26 protein-coding genes are annotated in these 24,613 nt (G+C 32.2%); 14 read left to right on the top strand and 12 right to left on the bottom strand.

The genetic code is table 11. The annotated features are described in order from the left end of the window. Positions 1-30: 30 nt before the first annotated feature. Positions 31-900 (bottom strand): pyridoxal phosphate-dependent aminotransferase, encoded by an 870-nt coding sequence (locus SAR11G3_RS02355; protein ID WP_013695145.1) that lies wholly within the window; start codon positions 898-900, stop codon positions 31-33. A gap of 172 nt (positions 901-1,072) precedes the next feature. On the opposite strand from SAR11G3_RS02355, the gene metX reads away from it, so the two are divergent. Both metX and metW read left to right on the top strand, forming a co-directional pair. After that, complete coding sequence (metX, locus tag SAR11G3_RS02350) at positions 1,073-2,206, top strand: homoserine O-acetyltransferase MetX (protein WP_013695144.1); 1,134 nt, start codon at positions 1,073-1,075, stop codon at positions 2,204-2,206. After that, a complete protein-coding gene (metW, locus tag SAR11G3_RS02345; protein ID WP_013695143.1) occupies positions 2,196-2,795 on the top strand; it encodes a methionine biosynthesis protein MetW in 600 nt (199 codons plus the stop codon). The genes metX and metW overlap by 11 nt, the downstream gene beginning before the upstream one ends. 1 nt (position 2,796) lies before the next feature. Here the strand turns inward: metW and SAR11G3_RS02340 are convergent, their stop codons facing one another. Beyond that, the gene (locus SAR11G3_RS02340; RefSeq protein ID WP_013695142.1) at positions 2,797-3,510 is read right to left on the bottom strand and encodes a methyltransferase domain-containing protein; all 714 of its coding nucleotides are present in this window, start codon (positions 3,508-3,510) and stop codon (positions 2,797-2,799) included. Positions 3,511-3,539: 29 nt separating this feature from the next. Here SAR11G3_RS02340 and gloB point away from each other — a divergent pair, with 29 nt between their 5' ends. The 11 genes from gloB to SAR11G3_RS02285 all read left to right on the top strand — a co-directional run bounded on the left by gloB (position 3,540) and on the right by SAR11G3_RS02285 (position 11,486). After that, on the top strand, positions 3,540-4,301 hold the full coding sequence (gloB, locus tag SAR11G3_RS02335) for a hydroxyacylglutathione hydrolase (RefSeq protein WP_013695141.1): 762 nt from the start codon (positions 3,540-3,542) through the stop codon (positions 4,299-4,301). Positions 4,302-4,371: 70 nt separating this feature from the next. Beyond that, positions 4,372-4,824, top strand: a complete 453-nt coding sequence (rplU, locus tag SAR11G3_RS02330) for a 50S ribosomal protein L21 (protein ID WP_013695140.1) — start codon at positions 4,372-4,374, stop codon at positions 4,822-4,824. Positions 4,825-4,841: 17 nt separating this feature from the next. After that, entirely contained in the window at positions 4,842-5,096 is a 255-nt protein-coding gene (gene rpmA, locus SAR11G3_RS02325) for a 50S ribosomal protein L27 (RefSeq protein WP_013695139.1), read from the top strand. Between the two features lie 49 nt (positions 5,097-5,145). Further along, positions 5,146-6,114: an Obg family GTPase CgtA gene (gene cgtA / locus SAR11G3_RS02320; protein ID WP_013695138.1), complete on the top strand. Its 969-nt coding sequence runs from the start codon at positions 5,146-5,148 to the stop codon at positions 6,112-6,114. Next, the gene (proB, locus tag SAR11G3_RS02315) at positions 6,114-7,238 is read left to right on the top strand and encodes a glutamate 5-kinase (protein WP_013695137.1); all 1,125 of its coding nucleotides are present in this window, start codon (positions 6,114-6,116) and stop codon (positions 7,236-7,238) included. Before cgtA ends, proB begins: the two co-directional genes overlap by 1 nt. After that, entirely contained in the window at positions 7,225-8,484 is a 1,260-nt protein-coding gene (locus tag SAR11G3_RS02310) for a glutamate-5-semialdehyde dehydrogenase (RefSeq protein WP_013695136.1), read from the top strand. The genes proB and SAR11G3_RS02310 overlap by 14 nt, the downstream gene beginning before the upstream one ends. Then, entirely contained in the window at positions 8,481-9,068 is a 588-nt protein-coding gene (gene nadD, locus SAR11G3_RS02305) for a nicotinate (nicotinamide) nucleotide adenylyltransferase (RefSeq protein WP_013695135.1), read from the top strand. Before SAR11G3_RS02310 ends, nadD begins: the two co-directional genes overlap by 4 nt. 8 nt (positions 9,069-9,076) lie before the next feature. Further along, a complete protein-coding gene (rsfS, locus tag SAR11G3_RS02300) occupies positions 9,077-9,433 on the top strand; it encodes a ribosome silencing factor (RefSeq protein ID WP_013695134.1) in 357 nt (118 codons plus the stop codon). After that, entirely contained in the window at positions 9,434-9,874 is a 441-nt protein-coding gene (locus tag SAR11G3_RS02295; protein WP_041862320.1) for a 23S rRNA (pseudouridine(1915)-N(3))-methyltransferase RlmH, read from the top strand. It begins immediately after the preceding gene. 5 nt (positions 9,875-9,879) lie between these two features. Then, positions 9,880-11,013 carry a S41 family peptidase gene (locus SAR11G3_RS02290; protein ID WP_013695132.1) on the top strand — a complete coding sequence of 378 codons (1,134 nt, stop codon included), beginning with the start codon at positions 9,880-9,882 and terminating at the stop codon, positions 11,011-11,013. Between the two features lie 5 nt (positions 11,014-11,018). Further along, positions 11,019-11,486 carry an RNA pyrophosphohydrolase gene (locus tag SAR11G3_RS02285; protein ID WP_013695131.1) on the top strand — a complete coding sequence of 156 codons (468 nt, stop codon included), beginning with the start codon at positions 11,019-11,021 and terminating at the stop codon, positions 11,484-11,486. Here the strand turns inward: SAR11G3_RS02285 and atpC are convergent. From atpC to SAR11G3_RS07315, 7 genes are all read right to left on the bottom strand, one after another. Further along, positions 11,479-11,880: an ATP synthase F1 subunit epsilon gene (atpC, locus tag SAR11G3_RS06960; protein WP_013695130.1), complete on the bottom strand. Its 402-nt coding sequence runs from the start codon at positions 11,878-11,880 to the stop codon at positions 11,479-11,481. The two genes, SAR11G3_RS02285 and atpC, sit on opposite strands and share 8 nt — an antisense overlap. A 6-nt stretch (positions 11,881-11,886) precedes the next feature. Continuing rightward, positions 11,887-13,311: a F0F1 ATP synthase subunit beta gene (atpD, locus tag SAR11G3_RS02275; RefSeq protein ID WP_013695129.1), complete on the bottom strand. Its 1,425-nt coding sequence runs from the start codon at positions 13,309-13,311 to the stop codon at positions 11,887-11,889. A gap of 17 nt (positions 13,312-13,328) precedes the next feature. Continuing rightward, on the bottom strand, positions 13,329-14,210 hold the full coding sequence (locus tag SAR11G3_RS02270; RefSeq protein WP_013695128.1) for a F0F1 ATP synthase subunit gamma: 882 nt from the start codon (positions 14,208-14,210) through the stop codon (positions 13,329-13,331). A 6-nt stretch (positions 14,211-14,216) separates the two neighbouring features. Further along, the gene (atpA, locus tag SAR11G3_RS02265; RefSeq protein ID WP_013695127.1) at positions 14,217-15,752 is read right to left on the bottom strand and encodes a F0F1 ATP synthase subunit alpha; all 1,536 of its coding nucleotides are present in this window, start codon (positions 15,750-15,752) and stop codon (positions 14,217-14,219) included. Between the two features lie 9 nt (positions 15,753-15,761). Further along, complete coding sequence (atpH, locus tag SAR11G3_RS02260) at positions 15,762-16,310, bottom strand: ATP synthase F1 subunit delta (protein ID WP_013695126.1); 549 nt, start codon at positions 16,308-16,310, stop codon at positions 15,762-15,764. A 79-nt stretch (positions 16,311-16,389) separates the two neighbouring features. Continuing rightward, positions 16,390-17,943, bottom strand: a complete 1,554-nt coding sequence (gene priA, locus SAR11G3_RS02255; RefSeq protein ID WP_237697307.1) for a replication restart helicase PriA — start codon at positions 17,941-17,943, stop codon at positions 16,390-16,392. A 41-nt stretch (positions 17,944-17,984) separates the two neighbouring features. Beyond that, entirely contained in the window at positions 17,985-18,362 is a 378-nt protein-coding gene (locus tag SAR11G3_RS07315; RefSeq protein ID WP_013695124.1) for a hypothetical protein, read from the bottom strand. Positions 18,363-18,406: 44 nt separating this feature from the next. Between SAR11G3_RS07315 and fsa the strand changes: the two genes are divergently transcribed. Continuing rightward, the gene (gene fsa / locus SAR11G3_RS02250) at positions 18,407-19,060 is read left to right on the top strand and encodes a fructose-6-phosphate aldolase (protein ID WP_013695123.1); all 654 of its coding nucleotides are present in this window, start codon (positions 18,407-18,409) and stop codon (positions 19,058-19,060) included. On the opposite strand, the gene lpdA is transcribed toward fsa, so the two are convergent. The 3 genes from lpdA to SAR11G3_RS02235 are packed head-to-tail and all read right to left on the bottom strand — an operon-like array spanning position 19,057 to position 24,610. Continuing rightward, on the bottom strand, positions 19,057-20,454 hold the full coding sequence (gene lpdA / locus SAR11G3_RS02245; protein ID WP_013695122.1) for a dihydrolipoyl dehydrogenase: 1,398 nt from the start codon (positions 20,452-20,454) through the stop codon (positions 19,057-19,059). The genes fsa and lpdA overlap by 4 nt on opposite strands. Positions 20,455-20,460: 6 nt before the next feature. Beyond that, positions 20,461-21,666 (bottom strand): 2-oxoglutarate dehydrogenase complex dihydrolipoyllysine-residue succinyltransferase, encoded by a 1,206-nt coding sequence (gene odhB, locus SAR11G3_RS02240; RefSeq protein WP_013695121.1) that lies wholly within the window; start codon positions 21,664-21,666, stop codon positions 20,461-20,463. Beyond that, complete coding sequence (locus SAR11G3_RS02235) at positions 21,659-24,610, bottom strand: 2-oxoglutarate dehydrogenase E1 component (RefSeq protein WP_013695120.1); 2,952 nt, start codon at positions 24,608-24,610, stop codon at positions 21,659-21,661. The genes odhB and SAR11G3_RS02235 overlap by 8 nt, the downstream gene beginning before the upstream one ends. Between the last annotated feature and the right edge of the window lie 3 nt (positions 24,611-24,613).

Below are 24,613 nucleotides of genomic sequence, written 5' to 3'. Positions count from 1 at the left end.
GAAAAAAATTAGCAGAAGGAAAATTGCATTTTATTTTTTTTCTTTTAATTTTTTATATATTTGTAAGCTCCAAATATTGTTGTGTTTTATATTCTTCTTAATCCACTTGGTATCTTTCAACGCAGCCACACCTGCTGCCTCAGCTCCTGCTGTTACGTTAAAGGGAGGCTTTACATTCATTAAAGAAGAAATAACATCTTTAGATGCGTATCCCCACCCTAAACGTAAACTGGCTAGTCCATAAATTTTTGAGAAAGTTCTCGTCACTAGAACATTTTTACTATTTTTAAAAAGCTCTAGTCCAGATGTGTAATCTTTATTTTGCATATATTCGCAATATGCATCATCTATTAACAACAAAATTCGAGAGGGAAGCTTGCTTCGAAGAGTTTTTAGTTCTGACTTGTTTAAATATGTTCCTGTTGGATTATTAGGGTTGGCTAAAAAAACAATTTTTGTTTTTTTTGTAACGCACTTTAGAATTGCATATATGTCAGTTTTAAAATTTTTTTCTTTTGCAGCTACAACTTTGGCTCCATTAATTTGAGAATAAATTCTATACATTAGGAAACTAAATTGAGGAACAATTACTTCATCTTTTTTTTCCAAAAAAGCTTGGCATGCAAAACTTATAATTTCGTCCGACCCACACCCCACTATTATTCTATCTGTGTTAATTTTAAATTTGCTGGCAATCGTTTTTTTTAACAAACTACTCTTTGAGTCTGGGTACTTGGAAATTTTATTTTTTGTTTTGATAAAAGCTTCCAATGCTAAAGAAGAACAGCCCAGAGCAGACTCATTGGAAGATAACTTGATTGACTTGGTCACTCCAGGTATTTTGGAAAGGCCACCTTCATATCTCTGAGTTGTTATTTTTTTTGCTTTAGGAAAGTTCATTTCAAAATAATTAGTTAATTTTCTTCATACAATATGTGTGACTGTTTATCAAAAAAACATTGATTGTTTGACAATAAATTTGCCTTTTAGTACAACTTCATTCGCTGATTTAACCGAATTGCGAGCGAAACTGCTAAAGAGGAGAACCATTAATAAAATGGTTTTATTTGAAATGAATTTAAATTTTAACAATATTAAAAAAATTACCCTTGATAAGACCCTAGCTTTAGACTGCGGTGTAAAATTAAAAGGGTTCGATATTGCTTACGAAACTTACGGTGCTCTCAATGAAAATAAGAGTAATGCAATTCTTGTATTCCATGCTCTCTCTGGTGATCAATTTGCAACAGAAACAAATACTGTAACTGGCAAAGATGGTTGGTGGAGTTATGCAATTGGCAAGGGGAAAGCCGTAGATACTAATAAATATTTTGTGATATGTGCAAATGTTTTGGGCGGATGCATGGGGAGTACTGGCCCAAAAGAAATTGACCCCTCCACAGGAAAACCTTATGGACTAAATTTTCCAGTAGTTACCATTAAAGATATGGTTTCTGCTCAAGTTCATTTACTCGATTACTTGGGTATCAAGAAAACTTTATCTGTCATTGGTGGTTCTATGGGTGGAATGCAAGCACTGCAGTTTTGTACTCTTTTTCCAGAACGTACATTTTCATCAATTCCAATTGCATGTACAGCAAGTCATTCTGCTCAAAACATTGCATTTAATGAGCTAGCCAGGCAAGCTATTATGGCTGACCAAGAGTGGGATGGTGGAAACTATTTAACTTCAGGAAAAATACCTAGAAAAGGATTGGCGATTGCTAGAATGGCTGGACACATTAGTTATTTATCAGAGCAAGGATTACAGAATAAATTTGGAAGAAAGCTTCAAGAAAAAAGTGATCTCAAGTTTTCTTTTGATGCTGATTTTGAAGTCGAAAGTTATTTAAAATATCAGGGATATTCTTTTGTCGATAGGTTTGATGCAAATTCTTACATGTATATTACAAGAGCTATGGATTACTTTGATTTGTATAAAGCAAATAATGGTAATCTATCCAATGCATTTAAAAATTCAAAAATTAAATACTGTATTATTTCATTTTCAACTGATTGGCTCTACCCTACTTCTGAGAGCAAAAAAATTGTCATTGCCCTAAATGCAATTGGAGCTGAAGTTAGTTTTGTAGAAATCATTACCAATAATGGTCACGATTCTTTTTTAGTCAATGAACCAGCTTTCTTCAATACCTTAAAGGGTTTTGTAGATTCTGCATATGAGGATTTTAAAAATGAAATTTGAAGATGATATTTTATCAGGATTAATAGATATTAACTCTAGAGTTCTTGATGTGGGATGTGGTGATGGAAGTTTATTGCTTCATCTTAAAAAAAATAAACGTGTAGATGGAAGAGGTTTGGAAATTGATCAAAAATTAGTTCAAGAAAGTGTGGCTAAAGGTCTTGCGGTTATAGAAGGTGATGCAGAAAAAGATTTGGTTGACTATCCTAGCAATTCATTTGATTTTGCAATCTTAAATCAATCTCTGCAGCAATTTTATGATCCCAGGAAAGTTGTTAATGAACTTTTGAGAATAGCAAAAAGTGCTATTATCACTATTCCTAATTTCGGATATTGGAAAGTTAGATTAAGCTTGCTAATGAAAGGCACTATGCCAGTTACTGAAAATCTTCCTAATTTTTGGTATAATACTCCAAACTTACACATGTGTACTATTAAGGATTTTCACAATTTGTGTGAATTGGACAATATCAATATAGTAAAATCTATTTCAGTCTCCTCTGGTAAAATTGGGAACATTCAAAAAAGTAATTTGGAAATAAAAAATTTAACATCTGAAATTGGAATTTTTTTAGTAAGAAAGAGTTAAGCTAAACTTGTTCAGCACTACTTCTTTTTTTAATAAAAGAAAATTTTTTTGCCTTAGAGTTTGCATAAATTCTTTTTGTAGCAACACATAAGTAAAATCCATTAAAAAACCTCCAAAAGTAAGAGCCTATTTTTTCTAAAAAAAATCTATTATTCAAAAGCAATCTACTATTCCAGCTTGGGAAATAAACCAGCCGGTCAATAGATTGGATTTCAAAAAAGTTGTCTTCTAAAACTCGAGTAATTTGGTTTTTAGAAAAACCAAACCCTGATGAAAAAGGACTTTTAGATGAAAAGCTCCATGAAGATTTTTTGTTGGGTAGTATAATGTAAATTTTTCCCTCTGGCGAAAGAACTCTCCACAATTCTCTTAAGGTTTTTTTTAAGTTTTCTGAATGTTCCAGGCAATGAATACAGATAATATGATTCAAAAAAAGATCTTCAATGGGTAGCTGTTCTTCATCTAACAATACATTAGAAAATCTTTCGTTTATAATGTTTTTTTTAATTCCCATCTGTTGAGAAAAAAAATTAAATATAGACGCTTTTTTTTTAGGTAAAAGAGATAGGTAGGGCTCTCCAAAACCAAAGCTTCCTAGCTTCTCTTCATCGTGCAAATAGATGTATTTTTTTAATTTAGAATAAATTCTATCTTGAACGGCCTTGCCTAATTCAGACTGATAAAATTTCTCTAGTTTAATAATATCTTGATACATTGGGTCTTATATAATACAAAAAAAACTTAATGATTGTAAATGTAATTCCATGCCTAACTGACAACTACTCTTATTGCATTGTAGATCCAGAGACTAAAAAAGTAGCAATCGTTGATCCAGCAGAATTTAATGCTGTAGATTCCTTTTTAGAAAAAAATAATTTATCTTTGGATTTTATATTAAATACACATCATCATGGAGACCATGTGGATGGAAACCGATCTTTGCAAAAAAAATATAACTGTAAAATTGTAGGATTTGCTCCTGACCACAATAGAATACCGGGAATTGATATACTGCTAGACGATGGTCAAGTTTGGAAATTTGCTAATACTGAAGTAGAAGTGCATCATGTACCAGGGCATACTTCTGGACATATTTTTTATTATTTCAAAAAAAATAATTTAGCTTTTGTTGGAGATGTTGTTTTTTCTTTGGGGTGTGGAAGAATTTTTGAAGGTACCTATGAAGAAATGTTGGCTTCTGTAGACCAGATAAGAAAACTGCCTCCAGAAACAAAAGTGTTTTGTGGCCATGAATATACAGAATCAAATCTAGCATTTTGTATGTCGGTTGATCCGTATAATGATGATTTAAAAAAAAGGGCCACTGAGATAGAGAGCTTAAGAAGGCAGAATAAGCCTACTATTCCAACTACTATTGGCATGGAGCTTAAAACTAATATTTTTTTCAGACTAGACGACCTTACGGTTAGAAAGTCCCTCTCATTAAACAATGCTACAGACCTAGAAGTCTTTACAAAACTGAGGGAATTAAAGGATAATTTCTAGTATTTACTGATCTAACGCCTTGACATGATAAGCTTGCTGGATATATTGCCTCTACTTTAAAAAACATACAATGACTTTTGCAGTAATACATACAGGTGGAAAACAATACAAAGTATCAGCTAATGATACGTTGCGTTTAGAAAAAATTTCTGGCGAAGCTGGAAACGTAGTTAACTTTGATCAAGTATTGCTAACTAACAAAGATGACAATATCGAAATTGGAGCTCCACTTTTAGAAGGAGCAAAAGTTGAAGGCGTTGTTATTAAACAAACCAAAAATAAAACAGTTATATCTTTTACAAAAAGAAGAAGACAAAATTCAAGACGAAAAAAAGGACATAGACAGCAAGTTTCTGTAATCCAAATTATGAAGATATTTGGAAAGGATGGAAAAATTCTATCTGAAGCAGATAAGAAAGTTGAAGTTGGCATTATAGCCAAAACAAAAGCCTCTATTGCTAAGGAAAAAGAAACAAAAACAAAAATAAAAACTAAAGATACGGTTGAATCTAAAAAAAAATAAACTAAAATTATAATATTATGGCAACGAAAAAAGCAGGTGGTTCTACAAGAAACGGTCGAGATAGTGCTGGTAGAAGACTGGGAGTTAAAAAATATGGCGAACAATCAGTTATTCCTGGTAACATTATCCTACGACAGAGAGGCACTAAAATGCATCCTGGTCAAAATGTTGGAATGGGAAAAGATCACACAATCTTTGCAAAAGTAAGCGGTAGAGTTAAATTTCAAACTAAAAAGTTTGGAAAAAAATACATTTCTGTCATTCCTCACTAGATAAACACTTCTTTTTTTAAGAAGCAATTCCCCTATAATTCCCTAAATTATGAAATTTTTAGATCAAGCTAAAATTTATGTAAAAGCTGGAAATGGCGGAAGCGGTCTTTCAAGCTTTAGAAGAGAAAAGTTTGTTGAATTTGGGGGTCCTAATGGTGGTGATGGAGGATCGGGAGGGTCTATTATTTTAAAATCTGTGAATGGTCTTAATACTTTAATAGATTTTAGATATGCCCAACATTTTAAAGCAGGTAATGGAGAAAAGGGAGGGTCTAGCAATAAAACAGGTCATGGAGGAAAAAATCTAATTTTACGAGTTCCTCTTGGAACACAAGTATATGCAGAAGATAAGAAAACTTTAATTTATGATTTTACTAAAGAAGATGAAGAATTTATTTTGGCCAAAGGAGGTTTTGGAGGAGTTGGAAATACAAAATTTAAAAGTTCTACTAATCGTGCACCCAGAAAATTTACCAAGGGCAAACTCGGTGAGGAAATTTCAATATGGCTGGAATTAAAAATTATTGCAGACGTTGGGTTGATTGGATTTCCTAATGCAGGAAAATCTAGTTTTTTGAACATATCAACTAGAGCTAGGCCAAAAATAGCCAATTACCCGTTCACTACAATAAATCCAAATTTAGGAGTAGTTCAAATTGATGATAAAGAAATTGTATTAGCCGATATCCCTGGGTTAATCGAAGGTGCACACAAAGGCATAGGACTTGGAGATAAATTTTTAAAACACATTGAAAGATGCAAAAGTTTATTACACATTATAGATATAAATGAGGATGATTTGATTAGACAATACAAGGTAATCAGAGAAGAATTAAAACAATATAGTGAAAAGCTTATTAAAAAAAAAGAAATAGTAGTATTTAATAAAATTGATTTATTAGAAGAAAAAGAAAAAAATGAAAAACTTAAAGAATTTAAGAAATTTTTTAAAAAGAAGTTTTATGAAATTTCTATTCTCAAAAAAGAAAATATTAATACAATATTAAGAATTTTATAATGAATATTTTAAATTCAAAACTATTGATAATTAAAATTGGCTCTTCTACGTTGGTAGATAAGACAGACAACTTTAAAAAAGATTGGATAAACAAGTTAATCGATGATGTCCATTTTTTGATCAAAAAAAAAATTAAAGTTATTATAGTAACCTCTGGAGCTATTGCCTTGGGTTGCAAACTTCTAAAAAAAAATAAAAAAAAATTAAGGCTTAAAGAACATCAGGCTATTGCTGCAGTTGGACAAATAGAATTAATGAATTTGTTTAAAAAATCATTTTTAAGAAAAAAAATAAAAATCGCACAGATTTTACTTACCCTGGAAGATACAGAAAACAGAAGAAGGTCTTTAAATGCAAAAGATACTATTTCTAACCTATTTGAAATGAATATTGTTCCTATTGTAAATGAAAACGATACTACAGCGACATCTGAAATTAGATATGGAGACAATGACAGACTTGCAGCAAGAGTTGCTCAAATAATTAATGCTGACACACTCATTATGCTTTCTGATATTGACGGACTGTATTCTAAAAACCCAAATCAATTTAAGGATTCTGTCTATATAAAAAAAGTTACAGAAATTAATGAATCAATAAAAAGAATAGCAACCAAAAGTATTAGCGATTATGGGTCGGGTGGAATGATTACTAAAATTGAAGCTGCAAAAATTTGTATGGATGCAGGCTGTAATATGCTTATTGGATCGGGGACGATAAACAATCCTATTCAAAAAATGATTAAGAGTAAAAAATTTACGTGGTTCGTTCCAAAGATAAATTCCCGTAATGCAAAAAAAAGATGGATTATGGGGACTATCAAAACAAAAGGATCTATTTTTGTAGATGAAGGAGCTGCTCGAGCTATCATTAATGGAAAAAGTTTATTGCCAGTAGGAATACTAGACACCAATGGTACCTTTCAAAGAGGGGATACGGTATCTATTTTTGGCGATCATAAAAAAAAATTGGGAATAGGAGTATCCTCTTACTCTAATAGTGATATTAAAAAAATTAAAGGTCTTAAAAGTGATCAGATAAACAAAATACTTGGATATTCTTCACGTGGAGAGGTAATTCATATAGATAATTTAGTAAGAGAAGAAAAGAATGAAAAAAAATAACTACTTAGAACAACTAGGTAAAAAAGCTGTAGTAGCATCTAATACGATAGTGCACTTAACAGAAATCCGCAAAAATAAAGTGTTGAAAGATTATATTAGTGAAATAAAAAAAAATAAAAAAGCAATTCTTAAGGCTAATGAGTTAGATATTAAAAATGCTAAAATCAAAAAAATTAAAGCAAATATAATAGAACGGTCAATTTTAAATAATGATAGAATTGAAAGTATCATTCAGTCAATTAAAGAAGTAATAAAACTTAAAGATCCTACTAATAAAATTATAAGCTCCACTAAACGACCTAATGGTCTTGTTATCCAAAAAATAACAATGCCAATTGGGGTGATTGGTGTCATTTATGAGGCAAGACCTAATGTGACTGCAGATGTTTCTATTCTTTGTTTTAAGTCTGGTAACTGCGCTATTCTTCGTGGCGGAACAGAAGCTTTTTATTCCAATACCATTTTATGCAATTTGTTTAGAAAAATATTAAAAAAAAATAAAATCAATCCTGATTGCATTCAGCTTATAAATAAAACCAATAGAGATTATGTGGATTATTTATTATCCAATATGAGATCTTACATCGACGTAATAGTTCCAAGAGGTGGGAAAAGTCTTGTTAAAAAAGTATTAGATTTATCCAAAGTTCCCGTCATTGGTCACTTAGAGGGACTTTGTCATATATATGTTGATTCAAAGGCTAGCTTAGAAATGTCCAGGAAAGTTGTATTTAATGCAAAACTTAGAAGAACCAGTATATGCGGAGCAGTCGAAACTTTATTGATCCATAAAAAAGTTGTGGGCACACACTTGCTACCTATTCTAAATTTGCTACATAAAAGTGGTTGCAAAATTATAGGTGATAAAATGGTCAAGAAGCACTTTGCTAAAGCTAGCCTTGCAAAAGAAATGGACTGGAAGACTGAATATTTAGAGTCTATTATTTCAGTAAAAGTTGTGGATAGTATAGATGAAGCCATTTCACATATTCACAAATATGGAACAAACCATACGGAATCTATTATTACTAATAGCAAACAAAGTGCACAAAAATTTTTAAATGAAGTTACCAGTTCAATAGTCATGCATAATACTTCTACCCAATTTGCAGACGGATATGAATTCGGTCTTGGTGCTGAAGTGGGAATTTCCACAAACAAACTTCATCCAAGAGGGCCTGTAGGATTAGAACAGCTAACCTCATACAAATATATTGTTAAAGGCAAAGGCCAAATCAGAGCTTGAAACTAAGAATCCAAAATAACTTAGGAATTTTAGGGGGAACTTTTGACCCACCACACAAAGGTCATTTGCATATATCCAAACTAGTTATTAAAAAGTTGGATCTTAAGCTTTTGTATTGGGCTATCACCAAACAAAACCCTCTTAAAAAAACAAGCCCACATAATAATGAAAATAAAAGAAAAACACTATGTAGGCAGCTGACAAGGAGTGAAAAAAAAATAAAATTACTTAATACAGGTGATATTAAAAATTCTAACCTTACTATAAATATTCTACGAAAAATAAAAAAGAAAATTACTAAAAAAACAAATTTGTTTTTTATTATCGGGGCAGATAATTTGATTCGGCTACATCAGTGGAAAGATTATAAAAAAATATTTTCTTTATGTACTGTGGTAGTCATGAATAGAATTGGTTATAAAAAACCCGCACTAACTTCTCCCGCAGCTAAAAAATTTAGAAAAACAAAAATAAGCTTGGATACTTTGCTTAAAATAGGCCCTAAACAAAAGGAATGGGTGTATATTAACAACAAGGGTATTAATGTATCTTCTTCAAGACTTAGAATTAGTTTATATAAATAATTATTAAAATGGTAAGTGAAAAAAAAACAAGTTTAGTATCAATAATTAAAAAAATACTAGATGACAACAAGGCAACAAATATTGTTACAATTGACTTGAAAGACAAGAGTTCAATTGCTGATTATATGATTGTAGCAAGCGGAACTTCCTCTAGGCACATACAATCAATTACAGAAATAACCGCGCAAGAGTTGAAAAATATTGGGATTAAAGGTTGTAATATTGAAGGGCAAGAAAGTGATGACTGGAAGCTGCTAGATGCAATAGAAGTGGTGGTTCATATATTTCATCCAGAAAAACGATCTTTGTATAATCTTGAAAAAATGTGGGAGGACATACTCCCTCAGCAAAATATTACCATTTAAATGAAGGTGACAATTTTGTGCGAAGGACGAGTTAACAAAGGTCCTGAGAAAGAATTATGTACGCTCTACCAACAAAGAATAAATTCTATAAAACAAAGTGGTTTTAGTAATTTTTCAATCAAACAGTCTACATCAAAAGAAATTATCAAAATAATTAACAATAAAAATAGTAACACTAAAATATTAATCCTAAGTGAAATTGGAAAAATATATTCTAGTATAGAATTCTCAAAATACATTCAGAAAACATTAAACAATGGCAGTAAAGAATTATATCTTCTTATAGGAAAACCAGAGGGAATTTCGGTCAATACAGGAAAATGTGAAAAAATATCTTTAGGTAAAATGACTTTTCCACACTCTTTATCTAGAGTAATTTTGTGTGAACAATTTTACAGATGTGCTACAATTATAACTAATCATCCATACCATAAATATTAAAACATATGAGATTCTTTATAAGATTAATTTTAATATTTCTAGTTTTGCTTGTTCCTAGTGCAAGTTCTAAAAATACACACCCTCTTTATGAAAAGTTAGATTTATTTAGTGATGTCTTGGAAAAAATTAACAAGGAATATGTAACAGACGTTGACCAAAGTAAGGTGATTGATGCTGCTATTAATGGAATGCTTCAATCGCTCGATCCTTATTCCGCATATATGAATCCTGAAAGTTTCAGGAATATGAACATTGAGACAAAAGGAGAGTTTGGTGGCTTGGGTATTGAGATCACTATGGAATCAGGATTTATAAAAGTAATTACTCCTATTGAAGGATCTCCTGCAGATGAGGTTGGGGTAAAGCCAGGAGACTACATAATTAAAATTGATGAAGATCAAGTTAAGGGTCTAACTTTGCAAGAAGCTGTAAACCTAATGCGTGGAAAAATAGGGACTTCCATTGATATTACGATTAGACGCCTAGATGAAGATGAAGATTTGAAATTTACTATCATTAGAGACAATGTAAAAGTGAGAGAAATTTCATCGTCCGTAATGAAAAATGTCGGCTACATAAGATTGCGAGCGTTTAACCAACAGAGTTCTAAGCAACTAAGAAAAAAAATTAAAGATCTATCCAAAAAAAATCTAAATGGTTATATTTTAGACCTTCGTAACAATCCTGGCGGGCTCTTATCCCAAGCCATTAAAATAACAGACGCTTTCTTAGATAGCGGAGAAATAGTTTCTACAAGAGGAAGAGATAAAAATGATATTAAAATTTACACGGCCAAAAAAGGCGATATATTAAAAAGAAAACCTCTAATAGTACTGATTAACCGAGGCTCAGCATCAGCGTCAGAAATTGTATCTGGAGCTCTGAAAGACCACAAAAGAGCAATATTGCTTGGTGAAAAAACCTTTGGAAAAGGTTCTGTTCAATCCATCATCCCCCTAAAAAAAAATGGAGCTTTGAGACTTACTATAGCAAAATATTATTTACCTTCGGGACAATCTATTTCTGAAATCGGAGTAGAACCAGACATCACAATCAAAGAACAAAAAGAAAATTTTAAAATTAATGATGGCAAAAATGATAATCAGCTTGTTTATGCTTTAAATCTTCTACAAAAATAAGATGCATGAACACAATTAAAGATTTACCTTATAGAAAAGGAGTAGGTATTATGCTTTTCAACAAAGAAAAGAAAATTTTTGTTGGTAAAAGATTAGATAATCAATCTGCATGGCAAATGCCTCAAGGTGGTATTGATGGCAATGAGAACGTATTAGAAACTGCAAAAAGAGAATTGCAAGAAGAAACAGGCATAACTTCTATTCAAATAATTAAACAATCAAAAAAACAATATACATATGACCTTCCTGAATCTATAAGGGAAAGAATTTGGAAAGGAAAATTTAAAGGTCAAGAGCAAACTTGGTTTTTAGTAAAATTTTTAGGTGAAGATAAAGAAATTAACTTAGAGCAAAAAAATCCCGAATTTAAAGACTGGAAATGGGTATTGGTTGAAGAGCTAGAAAATTTGATAGTCCCTTTTAAAAAAGATCTTTACCAGGAAATAACAAAAGAATTTAAGCCTTTTATTTAACTGAAGATAATCGACTGACCTCTTCTTCAAATCTGCCAGATAAATACGCTTCATTATCAGTCTGATTTCGTCTTTGAGATTTTTCTTTAGACTTATTTCTTAAGTAATCAAGAGTTGTGCTATCTATTGCCATAGTATCGAATATCTCAGAAACCAGAATAGTTAACACGTTGCTATTAAATTCTAAAACTCCATCAGAAATAAAAAAAGATTTTTTGGATCCATCTACTTCAATATTTATTCTTCCAGGTTTTAAAAAAGTAATAATAGGAATGTGATTACTTAATATTTCTAAATCACCTTCAATCCCAGGAACATTAGCAGACAAAACATTGTCCTTTGAAAAAATTTTTTTTTCTGGTGTTACAATATCAACTTGGATTGTCTCGCTCATTTATAATTATGCTGCAGATTCTTTTGCCATTTTATCAGCTTTTTCTACTGCTTCTTCAATAGTGCCTACCATATAAAAAGCAGCTTCTGGTAAATGGTCATATTCACCCTTACAAATTGCAGCAAAACCTTTAATCGTTGACTCTAAATCAACTAATTTTCCAGGCGATCCTGTAAATACCTCTGCAACAAAGAATGGTTGAGATAAAAATCTTTGTATTCTTCTAGCTCTAGCAACTACTAATTTGTCTTCTTCTGACAATTCATCCATACCTAAAATAGCAATAATATCTTGTAAAGACTTATAGGTTTGTAAGATTTCTTGAACTTCTCTCGCCACCCTATAGTGCTCATCACCAACAATTCTAGGATCTAAAATTCTTGATGTAGAATCTAATGGATCCACAGCTGGGTAAATACCAAGCTCTGCAATCTGTCTAGATAAAACTGTAGTAGCATCCAAGTGAGCAAAAGATGTTGCTGGAGCAGGATCTGTAAGATCGTCTGCAGGAACATAAATAGCTTGCACAGAAGTAATTGATCCTTTGTTTGTAGTTGTTATTCTTTCTTGAAGGTTACCCATGTCAGTAGCTAATGTAGGCTGATATCCCACTGCTGAAGGTATTCTTCCAAGTAATGCAGAAACTTCTGATCCTGCTTGCGTAAATCTAAAAATATTATCAACAAAAAACAAAACGTCTTGTCCTTCTTGATCCCTAAAATATTCTGCTACAGTCAAGCCTGACAAAGCAACTCTTGCTCTTGCTCCAGGAGGTTCGTTCATTTGTCCATACACCAGTGCAGCTTTTGATCCAGGACCATCTAATTTAATAACTCCAGATTCCATCATTTCATGATAAAGATCATTACCTTCTCTAGTTCGTTCTCCAACTCCAGCAAACACTGAATAACCACCATGAGCTTTTGCAACATTATTAATTAATTCCATAATTAAAACAGTCTTTCCAACTCCAGCTCCACCAAATAATCCAATTTTTCCACCTCTAGAATAGGGAGCTAACAAATCAACTACCTTAATTCCTGTAACTAGCACTTCTGTTTCCGTTGATTGCTCAACAAAAGAAGGTGCGGCCCTATGAATTGGCCAATTTTCTTTTGTTTTAATGGGTCCTCTTTCATCGATAGGCTCTCCAATAACATTCATAATTCTTCCCAAAGTTTCTGGTCCAACTGGAACACGAATAGAAGATCCTGTGTTTGTCACCTTGTCTCCTCTCTTCAAACCCTCTGTGGTATCCATAGCAATAGTTCTTACGGTGTTTTCTCCAAGATGCTGAGCTACCTCTAAAACTAATCTTATTCCAGAATTGTCACATTCTAAGGCTGTTAAAATTTCAGGTAAGTTTTCTTCAAACTTTACATCTACAACTGCTCCGATAACTTGAGTAATTGTTCCAAATTTATTCGTCATTTTTTCTCCTTAATTGTCTACAAAGATTCAGCACCTGAAATGATCTCAATCAACTCTTTCGTGATCACTGCTTGTCTACTTCTATTGTAGTTTATAGTTAACTTGTTAATTAAATCTCCTGCATTTCTTGTCGCGTTGTCCATTGCAGACATTCTTGAACCCTGTTCGCTAGCATCATTTTCTAAGAAACCCTTAAATATTTGAGTAGAAATGTTTTTTGGTAACAAATTCTCCAAAATCTCTTCCTCTTCTGGTTCATAGTCATACTGAGTTTGAGTGCTTACCTCATCTTCTGAAGTATCTTCTGATGGGATAGGAATAATTTGTTGAGCCTGAGGATCCTGAGAAATGACACTTTTAAACTTACTATAAAAAATAGTACATACGTCAAACTCTTCTTCTTTAAACATGTCTATAATTTTTGTGGTAATCTCATCTGATTCATTGATTGTAATTTTTTTTAGATCTTTAAAACTAATTTTTTCAACGATATATTTTCCATACACTCTCTTTAGTTGATCATTACCTTTACTACCTACAGTAATAATTTTTAATTCTTTTCCTGAATTTATAATGTCATTAAAAAATATTCGAGCTCTTCGGCATATGTTAGTATTAAACCCACCACATAAACCTCTATCTGCAGTCATTACTACACATAAATGTTTATGACTTTTTGTATTGCCCACTAAAAGCTTAGGTGCAGAGGATGGATTTACTATTGATGCTTTTAAATTAGTAATGATACTATTCATTTTGTCTGAATAAGGTCTTCCCTTTTCGGCTCTATCTTGAGCTTTTCTTAATTTAGCAGCAGCAACCATTTTCATTGCCTTGGTAATTTTCTGTGTAGATTTTACGCTTTTAATTCTATTACGTAAGTCTTTTAGAGTTGCCATTAATTTTTAGTTTTCGAATTTATTTTTGAAATTTTCTATAAAAGATTTTAATTTAGCTTCATTAGACTCATCTAATTTTCCTGTTTTATTTATATTTTCTAATATATCGGGAGAATCAGATTTTATTTGACTTAGTAAACCACTCTCAAAATCTTTAATTCTTGAAGTCTCAATATTATCCAAATACCCTCTAACACCGCAGAAAATAGAAATAACCTGCTCTTCAACTTTTAGTGGTGAGTATTGTCCTTGTTTTAAAAGTTCAGTTAACTTGGCTCCTCTGTTTAATAGCTGTTGAGTAGAAGCATCTAAATCAGAACCAAACTGGGCAAATGCTGCCATTTCTCTATATTGAGCTAGCTCTAATTTGATAGACCCTGCAACTTGCTTCATTGCTTTAATTTGTGCTGAAGATCCAACTCGAGATACGGAAATTCCGACGTTTACTGCTGGTCTAACACCTTTAAAAAATAACTCGGTTTCTAAAAATATCTGTCCATCAGTAATTGAAATAACATTTGTAGGAATATAAGCAGAAACGTCACTTGCTTGCGTTTCAATGATCGGCAAGGCTGTAAGAGATCCACCACCCTGATCTTCACTTAGTTTTGCTGCTCTTTCCAATAGTCTACTATGTAAATAAAATACATCCCCTGGAAAAGCTTCACGTCCCGGAGGTCTTCTTAATAACAAAGACATTTGTCTATAAGCTACAGCTTGTTTTGAAAGGTCATCATACACAATCAGTCCATGCATCCCATTATCTCGAAAATATTCTCCCATAGTACAGCCTATATATGGTGCTAAAAATTGAAGTGGTGCAGGATCTGAGGCAGTTGCAGCTACAACGATGGTGTATTCCAAGGCTCCCGATTCTTCCAAAGTTTTTACTATTTGAGCTACTGTTGATCTTTTTTGTCCGATAGCAACGTAAATACAATAAAGTTTTTTTGACTCATCGTCGGATTTGTTTATTTCTTTTTGGTTTATAATTGTGTCGATTGCAATAGCAGTTTTTCCTGTTTGTCTGTCTCCAATAATCAGCTCTCTTTGTCCTCTTCCAATTGGAATTAAACTATCAATTGCTTTAAGACCAGTCTGCATAGGCTCGTGAACTGATTTTCTTGCAATAATTCCTGGAGCCTTAACATCCACCCTTCTTCTTTCAGACTTGGGATCAATTGGGCCTTTTCCATCTATAGGATTTCCTAATCCATCTACAACTCTTCCTAAAAGTGATTTTCCAACTGCAACATCAACAATCTTTCCTGTTCTTTTAACAATATCTCCTTCTTTAATTTTAGAATCGTCTCCAAAAATAACTACCCCAACATTGTCATTTTCTAAATTTAAGGCCATGCCTTTAGTGCCTTCAGAGAATTCTACCATTTCTCCAGCTTCCACATTATCTAATCCAAAAATTCTTGCAATTCCGTCTCCAACTGAAAGAACTTGTCCTACCTCAGAAACTTCTGTTTCTGATCCAAAGTTTTCAATTTGCTCTTTAATTACTTTTGTTACTTCTGAAGGGTTTATGTCCATTATTTTCTCCTAAATATTGTTTAAAATTCTGTTAAATTTACTTTTTGCTGAACTATCTATCATTTTACTACCTACTTTTAATATTGATCCTGAAATTAGGCTTGGATCAATTATAAAATTCAATTTCATATCTTTTTTATATATTAAAGAAAGCTCTTTCTTAATATCATTTTTCCTATCTTCAGAAATCTCATTAGCCACAATTAATTCCGCAGATATCTCTCCCTTGCTAATAGATAGGATTGAAAAAAAATCTTTTACTATTCTTTCTAAATAAAAAAAACGACCTTTTTCGTTTATTAGCTTAAGAAAATTAGTAAAACAATTGTTAAAATTTAATTTACTTGATAGGTTTTCAATGATTTTAAGCCTAGTATTTTTTTGAATAGTAGGATTGGTAACAAATTTTACAAAATCTTTAGAATCATTAAATAAAAAGTGAATCTGTAAAAAATTTTTTTCAACTTCATTCATTATTTTTTTTTCATTAGCCAATTGAAAGATGGATTTTGCGTATCTACCTGTTACGTTTGAAAATGAGTTAGCTTGATTTTCCAAGATTATCCTTAATTAATGCTGAGTTCGTAACACAATGAAAAATATCGATCAAGTGTGATATTTTGGCTAATTGGGCGACTTAAAGGAAGCTGACAGGATCTACATCAACCTCAAGTTTTATATTTTTGCTGACGATGTTCATATCAAGCCAATTTTTGATAAATTTCTGAGGAAACAGAGAAACATCGTATTTAAGTAGTAATCGCATTCTATATTTACCACGAATTTTAAATATTGGAGCTGTTACTGGCCCATAAATTTTTATTTTTTCTTGCAATAAAAAAGATTGCTTTAGTTTCTTAGATATCTTTTCCACTTCAAACTGATTTGCTCCAGATACAATTATAGAAACAAGTTTTGAAAATGGAGGCAAGTAAGCCCTTTCTCTAAATAAAAGCTCTTCTTCGTAAAACACTTTGGGGTCACTGTTAGACAGGGAGTGGAGAATTTTATTATTAGGATCGTTAGTTTGTAAAAAAACTTTAGCTTTATTTTCTTCTCTGCCTGCCCTTCCAGAAAGCTGCTGCAATAACTGAAAATTTTTTTCAGAGGCTCTTATGTCACTTCCTAAGAAATTGGTATCAGAATTAATAACAACTATATAGTTTAAGCTCGGAAAGTGAAATCCTTTAGAAATTAGTTGTGTACCTACTAAAATTGGAATCTTATTTTTTTCTATGTCATTAATAATCTGTTCAGAATTTTTGTTATTATTTATAGAGTCAGAAGAAAAAATTTGTATTTTTATTTCAGGAAAAATTAATTGAACTTCTTCAAATACTCTTTCAATCCCAAGACCATAAAAAGTAAATTCACAATCTTTATTATTGGTGCATTTCTGGGTTAAGCTTGTTTTGTAATCGCAGTAATGACATATCGCTTTTTTAGAAGTTTGGTGAAAAACTAGTCCTATTGAGCAATTCGGACAAACTAATCTTTTTTTACACTCATAACACATGATGTATGTAGAATGCCCTCTTCTATTTAAAAAAAACAACACTTGTTGTTTTTCTTTAATAATTTTTTTTAATTTTGGAATGAGCTGATTAGAAATAAATTTTCCTTTATCAGCAGGAGCATTTATTAAATCAACTATTTCAATATTAGGTAATGAAATATTTTTATATCGCTCTGTTAAACTTACGTAAAAATATTTTTTATTTTTACTATTATAATAACTTTCAATAGAGGGGGTGGCTGAAATTAATAAGATAGGAAATTTTTCAATCGAAGCTCTTAAGATTGACATGTCTCTAGCATTATATGAAACTCCCTCTTCCTGCTTGTAGGAAGAATCATGCTCCTCATCAATCACAATTAATTTTAAATTTTGAAAAGGTAAAAAGATAGATGATCTGGCTCCCAATACTAATTTTATTTTATTTTCAGATACACCTTTCCAAATATTTTTTTTCTTTTTTTCACCTATACTTGAATGCCAAAGTGCAGGCTCTGCATCAAAATAATCCTTGAACCTCTCAGCTATTTGTTTTGTTAATGCAATTTCAGGCAATAATACTAAGACTTGCTTGTTTTTCTTAAGCGCTTCCTTAATAATCTCAAAGTAAATTAAGGTTTTGCCGGACCCTGTAACACCATGAACAAGGGTGGTTGAGTAGCTTGAGAAGTTTATATTTTGAGAGACTTCTTGATATGATTTTGTTTGTAGAGCACTTAGATTATTTTTTTTAAAATTTTGAATTTTATATTCATTATAATCACCACTAATTTTTTTTTTAATATTGTAGCTAAGCCTTTTTCATATAAAAAAAGCTTAAGAGTCATGCCTAAACTAGAAATATTGTACTGGGAAAACTTATTAATAAAAGTAATGTTGTTTTTAGTTAATTTAGGAAAATTAATTTTTTTGATAATTTTTTTTAGTTTTATTTTTTTTGGGTTAGGAACATTCTTCTCCCAGACAATTCCTACAATTTCTTTATTCCGAAAAGGGACTAAAACATAATCCCCTTGTTCAAGATTTAATGAAATATCACATAAGTATGTAAATGCTTGATCAAACTTAATTGGTAATAGAATGTTAATATTCATATAAAAATTGATTTATATCTTTTTAGATAATAAGTTACAGTATTATGAAAATTTTTTTAGATTCATCTAATATAAGTGAAATAAAGCTTATAAATAAAAGTGGCCTCATAGACGGTATTACCACCAACCCTTCTTTACTTGCCAAACAAGAAGGAGATTTCAAAAAGATTTTAAAGACTATAGCTACAGAAGTTAAAGGACCAATTAGTGCAGAGGTGACTGCCACACACACACACAAAATGATTGAAGAAGCTAAAATACTTCAAAAGATTGCAAAAAATATTGTTATTAAGATTCCTTTAACTTTAGATGGATTGATTGCTTGCAAATATTTAACTAGTAAAAAATTTAAAGTAAATGTCACTCTTTGCTTTTCACCATCTCAAGCATTACTTGCAGCAAAAGCAGGTGCAACTTTTATTTCTCCTTTTATTGGAAGGTTAGATGATCTTGGTGAGAATGGGGTGCAACTGATCCAGGATATAAAAACTATTTATAAAAACTATAATTTTAAAACAGAAATTTTAGCAGCTTCAATCCGGTCATTAGAACACGTACAGCAAGTAATGCAAATTGGGGCTGACATAATAACGATACCTCCCAAGATATTTGGGGATCTATACCGTCACGAACTAACAGACAAAGGTTTAGAATCTTTTTTATCTGACTGGAAAAAAAGCGGGAAACAAATTAGTTAAAAATGTATAGCTCTTTTATCTACTGCTAGAGCCGCTTCTTTTACAGCCTCTGAAAGAGTCGGGTGGGCATGGCATGTTCTAGCTATATCTTCTGCACTTGCTCCAAATTCCATTGCTAAAACCACTTCTGCAATCATAGTGCCAACGTCTGGCCCTATCATGTGAACACCCAAAATTTTATCTGTGCTTTTATCAGCTAAAATTTTAATAAATCCATCTGCATCATTATTAATTTTTGCTCGAGAATTTGCCATAAAAGGAAATTTTCCAACATTATATTCTATCCCGGATTCTTTTAATTGCTCTTCTGTCTTTCCCACAGCCGCAACTTCTGGAGAGGTGTAGACAACTCCGGGTATTGCATCGTAGTTTACATGTCCATGTTTTCCTGAGATGGACTCAGCGACAGCCATACCCTCGTCTTCAGCTTTATGTGCCAACATAGGACCTTCTATAACGTCACCAATTGCAAACACATTGTCTACACTCGTTTTAAGGTTTTTTTCAATTAAAACTCTACCTTTTTGATCTTTTTTAATCCCTACAGCTTCCAAATTTAGACCATCCGTATTTGGTTTTCTACCAACTGACATCAAAACAACATCACTTGTCATTTCTAACGCTTCTCCGTTATGCTCAACTGAAACTGTTACTCCATTTGAATTTTTTGTCACATCCAATACTTTGGTTGATAAGTGAAATTTCATCCCTTGTTTTTTTAATATTTTTAAAAAATTATCACTAACTTCTCTATCCATGCCTGGTGTAATGTGATCCATGTACTCAATAACTTCTACATCTGAGCCTAATCGTAACCAGACAGAGCCCATTTCCAAGCCAATATAACCTCCTCCAATAATAATTAGTTTTTTGGGAACTTGCTTTAAAGACAAGGCGCCTGTTGAGGATACTATTGAGCTTTCATCGATTTCTATATTAGGCAAAGAAAGCACAGAGGAGCCCGTGGCAATCACAATATTCTTAGCTTTGATCTCTTGTGTTGAACCAGAAGCATCCTTGATTGTTAAAGTGTTTTTATCTTTAAAGCTTCCATGTCCTTTTAAATAACTAACTTTATTTTTTTTAAATAAGAATTCTATTCCCTTGGTTAGGCCATCAACTGATTTTTCCTTATGTCCCATCATTTTGTCAAGATCTAATGAAAGGTCTCCAGTATTAATACCTATAGTTTTAAATTCATTTTTAGCTTTATGATACATCTCAGAAGCATGTAGCAACGACTTAGAGGGAATGCATCCAACATTTAAACAGGTTCCACCTAAAGCTCCACGAGATTCTATGCAGGCTGTTTTATTTCCAAGTTGTGCAGATCTTATTGCACAAACATACCCTCCCGGGCCTCCACCAATAACTACAACATCAAATTCTTCCATATTAATTTATAAGTTTAAAAATAATCTTCTAGGATCTTCTAATATTTCTTTTACTCTTACTAAAAAAGACACCGCCTCTTTACCATCGATAATTCTATGATCGTATGAAAGAGCAAGATACATAATGGGTCTAATTTCAATTTTTCCATTTATTACCACAGCCCTTTGAACGATATTGTGCATACCCAAAACCCCAGATTGAGGAGGATTAATTATTGGAGTAGAAAGCATAGATCCATATATACCTCCATTTGTGATTGTAAATGTTCCACCCTGCAATTCTTCAATAGATAATTGGTTGTTTTTAGCTTTTGTTCCAAGAGTGATAATCTCTTTTTCAATTTCGGCAAATGAAAGTTCATCTGCATTTCCCAGAACAGGTACGACCAAACCCTTCTCTGTCCCTACTGCAACTCCAATATTATAATAGTTTTTATAAACAATTTCTTCTCCCTGAACTTCGGCATTTACAGAAGGATACGTTTGCAAAGCATTAACGCACGCTTTTACAAAAAAAGACATAAAGCCAAGTTTAGTTCCATATCTTTTTTCAAACTCATCTTTGTTATCTTTTCTAATTTGAATGATCATGGACATGTCAATTTCATTAAAGGTAGTTAAAATTGCTGCGTTATTCTGAGCTTCTTTCAATCTTTTTGCGATTGTCGACCTAAGACGAGTCATTTTAACTCTTTCCTCTTCTCCGATTTCAATTTTTTTTGTGTTGGGTGCAGGACTAAATCCCATAAGTCCTATCAAATCACCTTTTAAAATTCTTCCATCTTTTCCTGTCCCATCAACACTTTCTATATTAATATTTTTTTCATTAATTATACGTTTTACAGATGGAGACAATTCTTTCTTTTTGTTTTGATTATCTATTTTTTTCTCTAAAATATTTTCTTCTTTTTTAATCTCAACCACTGTTGTTTCTTGTTTATCTTGCTGCACTTCTTTCTTTTTGGCAGGTGAGGCTGAAGCATCTATAGAGCCAAGGTGTGCTCCTACCTCAACTGTAGCTCCATCTTTAGCAACAATTTCCGACAAAATTCCAGATTTTGGAGCCGTAACATCAATACTTACCTTGTCAGTTTCTAAGGAAACAATCTCTTCATCTTCTTGAACACTATCACCTACTTTTTTCAACCACTTTGCAACAGTTGCTTCAGTTAAAGATTCTCCTAGTGTTGGTACAGTAATTTTGTCAGCCATTTATAGTTAACGCTTTTGTAACAATTTCCTGTTGTTGGGCAACATGTTTTTTTAAATAACCAGTGGCTGTTGAGGCCATTGGACCTCTACCAATGTATTTTATATTTTTTGCCTTTGATTTAATATGATTTAATGTCCAATTAATATATCTTTCAACTGTGTTCCAGCACCCCATATTTTGCGGCTCTTCCTGACACCAAATATATTCCTCTGCATTTACAAACCTTTTTATAAGCTTAGCTAAAGTTTTTGCAGGAAAAGGATATATTTGTTCAATTCTGACAAGTTGCACTCTTTTTTCTCTAATTTCTTGTCTTTTTTCCAAAAGATCAAAATAAACTTTACCTGAACAAATCACAATTCTTTTAATTTCCTTATCTGGAGCTAGTTTAATTAACTTATGCTGTGGATTTTCAGCATGGTCTGGCAGAACTCTGTGGAAAGAATTCTTGTTTGAAAAGTCCTCTATTTCTGAAATACATTTCTTATGTCTCAATAAAGATTTAGGAGTAAAAATGATTAGAGGTTTTCTAAATGACCTGTGAATTTGTCTTCTCAAAACATGGAAGTAATTTGCTGGAGTTGTGCAGTTAACTATTTGTAAATTTTCTTGCGCACAAGATTGAAGGTATCTTTCGATTCTTGCTGATGAATGTTCTGGACCTTGACCTTCATAACCATGAGGCAATAACATTACTAATCCACTTGCTCGTGTCCATTTTTTTTCTCCGGAGCTTATAAATTGATCAAATATAATTTGTGCACCATTTGCAAAATCTCCAAATTGAGCTTCCCATGCCACTAAAGCATTTGGTTCAACTAACGAGTATCCATATTCAAATCCTAAAACTCCCATTTCCGAAAGTAAGCTATCTACGATTTCTACATTGGCTTGTTTTTTACTTAAATTTTTTAAAGGAAAGTATTTTTCACCTGTATTTTGATCTGTAAGTCCAGCATGTCTCTGGCTAAAAGTTCCACGAACAGAATCTTGCCCTACTAATCTTACTGGATATCCTTCTTCTAATAGTGTTGCGAAAGCTAAGCTCTCAGCCGTACTCCAATCAAAGCCTTTTCCACTTTCGAACATTTTTTTCTTTGCTTCAAAAATTCTATTAATAGTAGGGTGGGTATTAAAATCATTAGGAAGTGAAGTAAGCTTAGTTCCTATTTTTTTAATTATTTTTAAGTCTACTGCTGTAACCCCTCTTCTATCTGAACCTTTTTCAGTAGAAAATTTAGACCAGGTTCCAGTAAACCAATCATGTTCATTACTAATATATTTTTTAGATTCTTCGAACTCTTTATCTAATTTTTTTTTATAATCAGATTTTTGTTTTTCAATTTGCTCTTTAGTAAACAATCCCTCTTCAATTAATTGCTTTGAATAAGCAGTCAAAATGGAAGGGTGATTTTTGATTTTTTGGTACATTAAGGGCTGCGTGAATGAAGGTTCATCACCCTCGTTGTGACCAAACCTTCTGTAACAAAAAATATCTATTACAACATCTCTTTTAAATTTTTGTCTATACTCAGTTGCAACTTTTGTTACATATACAACTGCTTCCACGTCATCTCCATTTACATGAAAAATAGGAGCCTGAACCATTTTTGCTACTTCAGAAGGGTAAGGTGATGATCTGGCAAAAGAGGGTGTTGTAGTAAATCCTATTTGATTATTAACAATAATATGTATAGTTCCACCAATATTGTGGCCAGGAACTCCTGACATTGCAAAACATTCTGCGACTACTCCCTGTCCTGCAAAAGCAGCATCCCCATGAAGCAATATAGGAATTACCTTGTCTCTTTTTATATCTTTGTGAAAAAATTGTTTAGCTCTAGTTTGCCCTAATACAACTGGATTAACTGCCTCTAAGTGAGAGGGGTTGGCAGTCAAGCTAACGTGCACTGAGTTACCGTCAAACTCTCTATCTGCGGATGCTCCTAAATGATATTTTACATCTCCTGAAACACCTATATCTGCAGGTCCTGGTTCTCCTGCAAACTCCTTAAATATTTTTTTTAAAGGCTTTTGTATTACATTTGTTAGAATATTAAGCCTCCCCCTGTGAGGCATTCCAATTTTAACCTCTTTTACTCCTAGCGAACCTCCTAATTTAATAATTTGTTCCATCGCTGGTATTAAAGATTCGCATCCATCTAAGCCAAATCTTTTTGTACCGACATATTTTGTATGTAAATATTTTTCGAAACCTTCTGCCTCTAATACCCTATTTAACATGGCTTTTTTTCCTTCTGGGGTGAAAGAGATTTCTTTTTCCTTACCTTCAATTCTCTCTTGAACCCAACTCTTTTCACTTGGGTCTTCCATGTGCATAAATTCAACACCTACTTTAGAACAATAGGTTCTTTTTAAGATCTCTAAAATTTCGTCTATTGTTGCGTATTTAAGTCCAAGAACATTGTCTAAAAATATTTTTTTATTATTATCTTTTTTTGTAAAACCATATGTTTCTGGATTTAATTCAGGATGATCTTTATTTTCAAATAATTTAAGAGGGTCTAGGTCTGCAATCAAATGACCCCTAATTCTAAAAGCTCTAATCATCATAATTGCTCTTACCGAGTCTTTAGTGGCTGTTTCTACATCTTCAGTGGATTCTTTTTTTACAATCTTTGGAGCTTCTTTGATAATTTCATTTTGTACTTCTGTAACATTGATTTTTGGTAAAAGTTTTTCATAAGAATCTAGATCTTCATTATGTTTATTTCTTAACTTTTGAGGTGACCAAGACGCACCATCTTTTTCTTTTTGTATTAACTCTTTTTTTTCTGCCAAACCGAAAAAAAAATCTCTCCAGCTTTCTTCGATAGATTGTGGATCTTTTACATATTTCTCATACAGATCGTCTATATAAGATGAATTCATGCCAGATAGGAAAGATGTTGTTTGGAATATTTTGTTTTTAGAAGATGACATTTT

Source organism: Candidatus Pelagibacter sp. IMCC9063, from assembly GCF_000195085.1.
Taxonomy (GTDB): Bacteria; Pseudomonadota; Alphaproteobacteria; order Pelagibacterales; family Pelagibacteraceae; genus IMCC9063.
The sequence above is the reverse complement of the archived record's forward strand: the minus strand, read 5'-3'. Positions and strand labels throughout refer to the sequence as shown.